We start from the raw sequence: 7,922 nt of genomic DNA, 5'->3' as shown, positions 1-7,922 counted from the left end.
CACCTTGAGCGTGTTTAGCCCCCCATGGCGCACCTGCGGAACATCTGCGGCACTTCCGGCTTTTCGGTCCTATGCGTCAACCCCTGAACCGACCGGCTCGGGAATCCGTCGCTCAAGAGGGTGACTAAATGTCGCCAAATCACTACCGCTCGCTACGATCGCGGCGTGAACCAAGCAGCCCGCCGTATCGGCAGAACCCTCGCACTCGTCCTCCCCGTCGTCCTGGTGCTGTCGGGGACGCTCGCGGTCGCCCGCGTCCCGTGGGCGGCCCCCGACGCCGACACCCAAGTGCTCACCGCGTCCGCGGAGAAGGCCTCCACCCGTGCGACGCCCCGCGCCCCGCAGGAGATCCTGCGGGACCGGCTGCTCGCGGAGCTCCAGCAGAAGGACCCCTCCGCGGCGCTCACCAGCCTCCAGAAGGAGACCAACCGCCGCCCCTCGCTGGCCAGGCACTGCGCCTCGCTCGCCCGCGCGCTGGGCCGGGCGGCGGTCGCCAAGTACGGCTCCCACAAGGCGCAGCGCTACTCGCGCCCGGTCTGCGACACGTCCTTCGCGTACGGCGTGGCGGAGCGGGCGGGCTGACCCGGCAGGCCCTGCCGGCCGGGGAGCCTTTGCCGGCGGGCAGGCCTCGTCGGCCGGGCTGCCCCCGCCGCCCGGGCCGCCCCCGATCCGCAGCATCCGCGGTGCATGCGCATAAGGTGCGCGGCATGACAGACGATCGCCGCGCGGGCCGGAACAACAGCTCCGCGCATCCCACGCAGGCCGTGGTCCTGGCCGGAGGCCAAGGGTCGCGGCTGCGTCCTTACACCGACGACCGTCCCAAGCCGATGGTCGAGATTCCCGGCACCGGGACTCCGATCATCGGCCACCAGCTGGCCTGGCTGGCCGCCGAGGGCGTCACGGACGCCGTCGTCTCCTGCGGGCATCTGGCCGAGGTCCTCCAGGACTGGCTGGCGTCCGCCGCGGACCGGCTCCCGCTGCGGGTCACCACCGTGGTCGAGAAGGAGCCGCTGGGCCGGGGCGGCGGCCTCAAGTACGCGGCCGCCTCGCTCCCGCACCCGGACCGGCCCTGGTACGCCACGAACGGCGACATCTGGACCCGGTTCTCGCTGCGCGAGATGGCCGCGTTCCACGACGAGCGCGACGCGGTCGCCACGCTGGCGCTGGCCCGGCCGCGTATTCCTTGGGGGGCGGTGGAGACCGACGAGTTCGGGCACGTCCTGGACTTCATCGAGTCGCCGCCGTCGCCGTATCTCATCAACGCGGGCGTGTACGTCTTCTCCGCCGCGTTCACCGACCTGCTCCCGGTCCGCGGGGACCACGAGCGCACGACGTTCCCGCGGCTGGCGCGCGAGCGCCGCCTGGCCGGATTTCCGCTCCCGCAGGGTGCGTACTGGCGCGCCATCGACACGGCGAAGGACCTGGCCGAGGCGGCGAAGGAGCTTGCCGCCGCCGGGGGTTGAGTAACGCACCCGGGGGACGGGCGGTGGCCTGGTGACCACCCGGCGGCGCAGGTGTGTGACGGGCCCACCTCGTGCCGCAGGGGCTCCGGCGGCGACCGTTGAAGGAGGACAGCCGGAAGGGCTGCCGTACCTGAAGCGGGAGTGCTGTGAACCAGGTTGTTCTGACGCGGGGGGACCTCCGTCCCCCGGGTCGCGAACCGGAAGGCGCCCGAGCGGCCAACTGCAGGGTGGATGACGTGCCTTCCGTGCTGTTCGACTCATTCCGCCGGAGCGACCAGCGGGGGAAGGCCGGGCAGTACCTGACCGGGCTGCTGAGGGCCGAGGGCCGCAAGTCGATGCGCAACATCGCCGCGCTCTTCGGCGGGCAGGCCACCGAGCAGAGCCTGCACCACTTCATCTCCAGCTCCACCTGGGACTGGCGGCCGGTGCGGCGGGCGCTCGCCCGCCACCTGGACCAGGCGATGGCCCCGCAGGCCTGGGTGGTGCAGTCCGTTCCGATTCCGAAGACGGGCCGGCACTCCGTCGGCGTCGACCGCATATTCGTGCCGGAGCTGGGCCAGACCGTCAACGGGCAGCAGGCATACGGAGTCTGGCTCGCGGGCGCCGAGACGAGTGTGCCGGTCAGCTGGCGGCTCTTCCTCCCCCCGTCGTGGGTCAACGACCCCGCCAGGCGGCACAAGGCGGAGATCCCCGCGACCGCCCGCGAGGAGCGCCCGGACGCATGCGCGGCCGCCGCCGTACTCGACAGCGTCGGCGGCTGGCAGCTGCGGCGGCGGCCGGTGCTGATGGACGCCCGGCTGCACGATGTGGGCGGCGTCGTACGGCGGTTCCTGGACGCGCGCGTGCCGCTGGTCACCCGGATCGGCGGGACGTCGAGCCTGGTCGTCGCGGATCCGGCGATGCCGGGTTACGGCCGCGGTGCGCTACCCGCCCAGCGGATCCTGGAGTCCGTACCGGGCCTGCGCCGTCCCGTCGAGTGGGCCGACCCGGCCGTCGGGCCCGCCCGCAGGACGACGCTGGTCGCGGCCGTACGGGTGATCCTCCCGGACATCCGGGCGGGCGGCGCCGTGGACGCAGGGCCGCCGACGCGGCCGGCCGGCGGCGGGCAGCGGAGCCTGCTCCTGCTGGGGGAGTGGCGTTCCCGCACTGCCCCCGCGCAGCTGTGGCTCACCGACATGACGTCCGCGCCCGCGTCCTCGCTGCTCGTGCTGACCAAGCTGGCCGGCAGGGTGTCCCGGGACTTCGCGGAGCACGGCGACCCCGTCGGCCTGCGGGACTTCGAGGGGCGGTCCTTCCGCGGCTGGCACCGCCATATGACGCTGGCGTCCGCGGCGCACGCGGTTTCGGTGCTCGGCGCGAGGGGACCCGGCGGTCCGCGCTATGTCCCGGAGCCGTCCGCTTGCCCCTCCCGACCACCCCGCCCCTCCTGACCACCCCGCCCCTTCTGACCGCCCTGACCTGCCTGACCACCCGGGGCAGGACCAGGGCTGCGGCCCGGGCTGGATCGGCCCCGGCCCGGGCCGCCTTCCTCCCGCTGCCTGCGCAGTGTGTGCCGGGCGCGGTTCAGCCGGAGCGCCAGCTGCACTTCGAGGGCACGCTCCGGCTTCTGCCAGTCGGGGCCGAGCAGTTCGGTGATGCGCTCGAGGCGCCGTGAGACGGTGTTGGGATGAACGTGCAGGGCCTCCGCGGCGCGCGTGGGGCTGCCGCCCGATTCGAAGTACGAGCGCAGGGTGCCGGTGAGATCGGTGTAGCGCTGCGCGTCGTACTCCAGGACGGGACCGATCGCGGCGGCGATGAACCCCTCGGCGTCGTGGTTGTCGGAGAGCAGCAGGCCGAGGAAGCCGAGCTCCCTGGCGGAGGCGGTGGAGCCGGTGCCGCCCAGCGCGGTGAGCGCGTCCAGGCAGCGCAGCGCCTCACGGTAGGCGCGGAAGACCGGGCCCGGATCCGAGACCGGGCCCGCGCCGCCCACCGTGACGGGATGGCCGAGCAGCGGCGACAGCTCCGCGGAGACCGCCTGCGCCGCGCCGCTCGCGTCGGAGCCGGGCAGGAGCAGCACGATGCACCCGTCGCGGGTGCTCTTGAGACCCGTCATCCGGCGGGCATATGAGGCCGCCCACACCAGCGCTCTGCCCTGCGCCCCGCCCTCGGGCCGGGCGACGACCACGACATGCGGCTTCTCCAGGTGGACGGCGAGCCGGCGGGCGCGCTCGGCGAGCTGCTGCGGCGGCCGCTGCGGCGGCCGCTGCGGGGTGGCGAGCAGGTCCTCGAACAGCTCGTCGCGCACCTTGTCCTCGGCGACGGCCGTGCTGCGCTGCATCAGCAGCAGGACCGCGACGGCCTGCGCGGCCAGGTGCAGCAGCCGTACGCCGTTGTCGTTGAGCGGCCTCCTGGGGCGCAGCAGGAGCGTGCCGAGGTCCTCGCGCCCCGCTACGACCGGGGCCACCCAGGTGCCGTCGGGCAGGGCCGGCCGCGCCTGTCCGGCGTGCGCGTCCAGGGCCGCCTTGGTGACCTCGGTCTCGTCGAGCCCCGGGAGCTCGCCGGTGGCGGTGAGCAGCCGCCCGTCCGCGTCCCGCACCATCAGGGTGCCCTCCAGCGCATCCGCCGCCTCCGCGGCGAGCGTGTGCAGGTCCGAGCCGGTGAGCACGAGGTCGATGAGGCGGCTGTGGGTGTCGCCGAGCCGCCGCACGGCGGTGAGGCGCGACTTGGCCCGCGAGGTGTCCAGCTCCAGCTCGACGACCTCGGCGTGGGTGCGGTCCAGCAGCCGGGTCTTCTCGATGGCCACGGCGGCGAGGTCCCCGAGCGAGCTCATCAGCGAGACCTCGTCCGGGGTGAAGTGACGGATGTTCCGGTCGGCGATGTAGAGGATGCCGAAGGTGGAGTTGCCGTACCGCAGGGGGACGGCCATCATCGCGCGCAGCCCTTCGGCCCTGACCACCTCGTCGAGGACGTCCTGGTGCACGATCCGCTCGTCCGGCAGGTAGTCGGGGGTCCAGAAGGGCGCGGAGCTGTCGGTGACCTTCTGGCCGAGCCCGGAGAACAGCGGGGCCTTGAAGCCGATGGTGAGCGCGGTGGCGTTGCCGTCGGCGGTGCGGACGTAGGAGCACGACTCCGCGGGCTCGTGGAAGCTGATGTAGGACATGTCGACGCTGAGCAGCCGGCGGGCTCGCCGGGTGATGAGCTCGAGGAGGGCGTCCAGGTCGTACGGCGTGGTCAGGTCGCGTGCGGTGTCGACGAGGGCGGAGAGACCGGCCTCGCGCTGCCGGCGGCGGCCGAGCAGCGCGTGGACGGACAGCGCCAACTCCTGGGCGCGGGTCAGCTCTTCGAGGGTGGCGGGCGAGGCGCCTTCCCGGCGGGCCTGCCTGATCAGGTCCTCGAACTGGCTCGGAGGTGCCTCCTTGGCCAGCAGCTCGAGGACGGATAAGACGTCGATGCCTTTTGATCCGCCGTCCGACACCGTGCTCCCCCGTTGAGGCCAGAACGTCCCCCTCGCCGCGAACCTAATGACGGGACAAGGTGCGAGTCAAGGCTTGACCAAGCGTGAGGGCAGCCGGAACGCCGCAGCTCAGGACCGTACTGTGGTGGCCCGGGCACCTCTCGAACCCCCGAGAGTGTTGCCGGGTCACCTGTTGCGGCGCCTCAGCTGTGCGAAACAGTTGGCGTCCGTACATCGCTCATCTGTACGGTCCGGCTGAACGGAGGCCGACGTAGGGAGCAGGGGTCACGTGTCGGAAGTCCAGAGCTATGTCCGGTCACTTCAGCGCAGCCAGGAGTCACTGACCAGAGCGGACCGGCCCAGCGTCTTCACCATGCGGGGGCGCGACTGGGATCTGCTGGACGAGGTCTTCGCGCCGATCTACTCCCCCTCGACGGGCATCGCTCTCGACTTCCTCGGGCTCGGACCCGGACCCGGACCCGAACCCGGACTCGGATCCGGACTCGGATCCGGACTCACCGACGGGGCAGCCGAAGCGGAGCAGGCCCCGCTCAAGGGTTCGCTGCTGGAGATCGGCTGCGGCACCGGCATCATCGCGGTCACCGCCGCCCTGGCCGGCTGCGGCCCGGTCGTCGCGGCCGACATCAGCGAGCGCGCGGTCGAGAACGCGGCCAGGAACGCCGCCCGGCACGGCGTCTCCGACCGCGTCCGCGCCGTGCACGGCGACCTGTTCTCCGGACTCGGGCCCGGCGAGCGGTTCGACACGATCTTCTGGAGCTCCAACTACGTGCGGGCGCCGGAGGACTACGAGTACCGCTCGGTCCATGAGCGGGCCTACGTGGACGCGGGATACGCGGTGCACCGCAGGTATCTGGCGGAGGCGCCGCAGTGGCTGACCGCGGGCGGCTCGGTGCTGCTGCACTTCAGCAACCGGGGAGACGTCGAGGGCCTGAACGCGATCGCCGCCGAAACCGGCCGGGAACTCCGGGTCCTGGCCACCCGTTCGGTCCCCGAAGGCGGGGACATGGTCGAGCACATGCTGCTCGAGGCCGTCTCTGCACGGACGGCGGCCGCCAACTGACGGGCAGCTTCGCCCGGATGACCCGCGAGCACCCGGCGGCCGGGGCCACGCGGACGCCCGCGCCGCCCGTCCGACTGACCGGCGGCCGCCGCCCGGACCCTCAGCCTCCCGTGGCCGGCCGTCTGCCGCGCCCCACCGCCCTGCTGTGGCCGACCCGGGGCCGGGACCCAGGCTGCGCGTGCTGGTGGAGCGGCTGCTGGACCGGGCCGTGGTGTTCGACCACGCGACCTGCACCACGTATCTGCTCGCGCTGGTGGAGGAGCAGGACCGGCAGGGCGCGGACGAGACCGCGGCCCGGGCCTGGCTGAACGCGGTCGCGACCGGCCTCCGCGCCATAGCGGGCCGGTGTCCGAGCCGCCGGGCCCGCCCGGGATGGCGGGCGAACTGCGGCTGCGCCACGGCCGCGAGGCGTACCTGGAGCTCATCTTCTCGCTGTCCGGGGCCGCCGATCTGAGCATCGTGATCCGGACGGCCGTGGTCACTCCAGGGCGGGTGCGCTACGGCGTGGGCGGCGCGATCATCGCGCTGTCGGACCCGGAGGAGGAGTACGAGGAGACGGCGGTGAAGGCGGCGCCGCTGCTCGCCCTGACGGGGGCGGAATTCCCGGGGAGGGCCCGGCAGACGCAGCCGGCGTGAAGGGGTGGGTCCGTAGGGTCCTTTCCGCGGCGGCGGTTTGGGCGGCGGCGGGAGGGGTGGCGGCGGTACGGGTGGTGGCGTCGGGGGTGGCGGTGGTTCGGGTGGCGGCGGTACGGGTGGTGGCGGCGGTGCGCGCGGCGGAGCGCAGGTCCTCCCACGCCTCCAGGGCGTTCCTGAGACAGTCCTCCGCCACCTGGCGCACCACCGCCTCGTACCCGATGCCGAGGGCCTCCAGCTCCTCGATCACCCGCCTCGCCGCCTCGTGCTCGCCCGTCATGGTGTCGCCGCGCAGCCGGGAGTGGTGGACGGCCGCGTCGAGCGTGTCCGTGGGCAGCGCGTTGACCGTGCCCCAGGCGACGAAGCCGTCGACATAACGGGTCTTGGAGTACGCCGGGTCCTGAACCGCGGTCGAGCTCCACATCAGCCGCTGCGGGCGGGCTCCGGCGGCCACGAGGGCGCGCCAGCGGTCGCTGCCGAGCCGTTCCTCGTAGAGCCGGTACGCCAGGCGGGCGGTGGCGAGCGAGGTCTGCCCGCGGAGCGCGCGGGCGGCGGCCGGTCCGAGCCCGGGCCCGAGCCCGGGTCTGGGTCCGGGTCTGAGTCCGGGTCTGAGTCCGGGTCCGGGTCCGCGACCGAGTCCGTCGAGGCGGGCGTCCACCTCGGCGTCGAGCCGGCTGATCGGCAGCCCGGCCAGTGAGGTGATCGCCCGCAGCGGACGCCCCGCCGCGCGCGCCCGCTCAAGGCCTTCGAAGTAGGCGTCGACGGCCTCGCCGTAGCGGTGCACCGAGTAGAGGGTCGTGGCGTGCACGCTGATCCCGTCGGCGAGACAGTCGGTGATCGCGGAGAGCCCGGCCTCGGTGGCCGGGATCTTGACCAGCACATTGGGCCGGTTCACGGCGCGGTTCACCGCGCGGGCCTCGGCGACCGTGGCCCCCGCGTCGTGCGCGAGCCGCGGGTCGAGGTCCACCGACACCTGGCCCTCCAGGCCGCCGCTCGCCCTGAACACCGGCCGCAGCACGTCACAGGCCCACCGGGCGTCGTAGGCGAGCAGCGCCCGCACCGCCTCGTCGCAGGACGTCCCCTGGCTCTCCAGCCGGCCCAACTGCTCCAGGTATGAGGGGTGGGTCGTCACGGATCCGGTCAGCAGCCCCGGGTTCGTGGTGGCCCCGCTGATTCGCCGGTCCCGCACCAGCCGGTCCAGGCCGCCGGAGTCGAGCAGCTCCCGGCAGGCGCCGTCCAGCCAGAGGGACACTCCCTCCGCGGCGAGCTGCTCCAGGACTCCGCCGTCCGGTCCGGCTGCCGGTTCTGCCAT

Annotated in this window: 6 protein-coding genes and 2 pseudogenes; 6 read left to right on the top strand and 2 right to left on the bottom strand. The window is 73.5% G+C overall.

Annotated features, from left to right (window positions below):
* Window positions 1–165 precede the first annotated feature (165 nt).
* From ACTWQC_RS32545 to ACTWQC_RS32535, 3 genes are all read left to right on the top strand, one after another.
* Entirely contained in the window at window positions 166–582 is a 417-nt protein-coding gene (locus tag ACTWQC_RS32545; protein WP_443319450.1) for a hypothetical protein, read from the top strand.
* Window positions 583–707: 125 nt separating this feature from the next.
* Window positions 708–1,463 (top strand): nucleotidyltransferase family protein, encoded by a 756-nt coding sequence (locus ACTWQC_RS32540; RefSeq protein ID WP_443319449.1) that lies wholly within the window; start codon window positions 708–710, stop codon window positions 1,461–1,463.
* A gap of 146 nt (window positions 1,464–1,609) precedes the next feature.
* The gene (locus ACTWQC_RS32535; protein ID WP_443319448.1) at window positions 1,610–2,893 is read left to right on the top strand and encodes an IS701 family transposase; all 1,284 of its coding nucleotides are present in this window, start codon (window positions 1,610–1,612) and stop codon (window positions 2,891–2,893) included.
* Here ACTWQC_RS32535 and ACTWQC_RS32530 read toward each other — a convergent pair.
* Window positions 2,842–4,917, bottom strand: a complete 2,076-nt coding sequence (locus ACTWQC_RS32530; RefSeq protein WP_443319447.1) for a helix-turn-helix domain-containing protein — start codon at window positions 4,915–4,917, stop codon at window positions 2,842–2,844. The two genes, ACTWQC_RS32535 and ACTWQC_RS32530, sit on opposite strands and share 52 nt — an antisense overlap.
* A 268-nt stretch (window positions 4,918–5,185) precedes the next feature.
* Between ACTWQC_RS32530 and ACTWQC_RS32525 the strand changes: the two genes are divergently transcribed.
* From ACTWQC_RS32525 to ACTWQC_RS32515, 3 genes and pseudogenes are all read left to right on the top strand, one after another.
* Window positions 5,186–5,977, top strand: a complete 792-nt coding sequence (locus tag ACTWQC_RS32525) for a methyltransferase domain-containing protein (protein ID WP_443319446.1) — start codon at window positions 5,186–5,188, stop codon at window positions 5,975–5,977.
* A 145-nt stretch (window positions 5,978–6,122) separates the two neighbouring features.
* Window positions 6,123–6,431 carry a hypothetical protein gene (locus ACTWQC_RS32520; protein WP_443319456.1) on the top strand — a complete coding sequence of 103 codons (309 nt, stop codon included), beginning with the start codon at window positions 6,123–6,125 and terminating at the stop codon, window positions 6,429–6,431.
* Window positions 6,404–6,613 (top strand): annotated as a pseudogene (locus ACTWQC_RS32515) (chorismate-binding protein); the annotation flags it as partial. The gene ACTWQC_RS32520 and the pseudogene ACTWQC_RS32515, both read left to right, overlap by 28 nt.
* Before the next feature lie 151 nt (window positions 6,614–6,764).
* Here ACTWQC_RS32515 and ACTWQC_RS32510 read toward each other — a convergent pair.
* Window positions 6,765–7,922 (bottom strand): annotated as a pseudogene (locus ACTWQC_RS32510) (transaldolase family protein); the annotation flags it as partial.

It is taken from the genome of Streptomyces sp. 8N616, from assembly GCF_052246385.1.
Taxonomy (GTDB): domain Bacteria; phylum Actinomycetota; class Actinomycetes; order Streptomycetales; family Streptomycetaceae; genus Streptomyces.
Note: the sequence above shows the minus strand (reverse complement) of the source record. Positions and strands in the feature narration are given on the sequence as shown.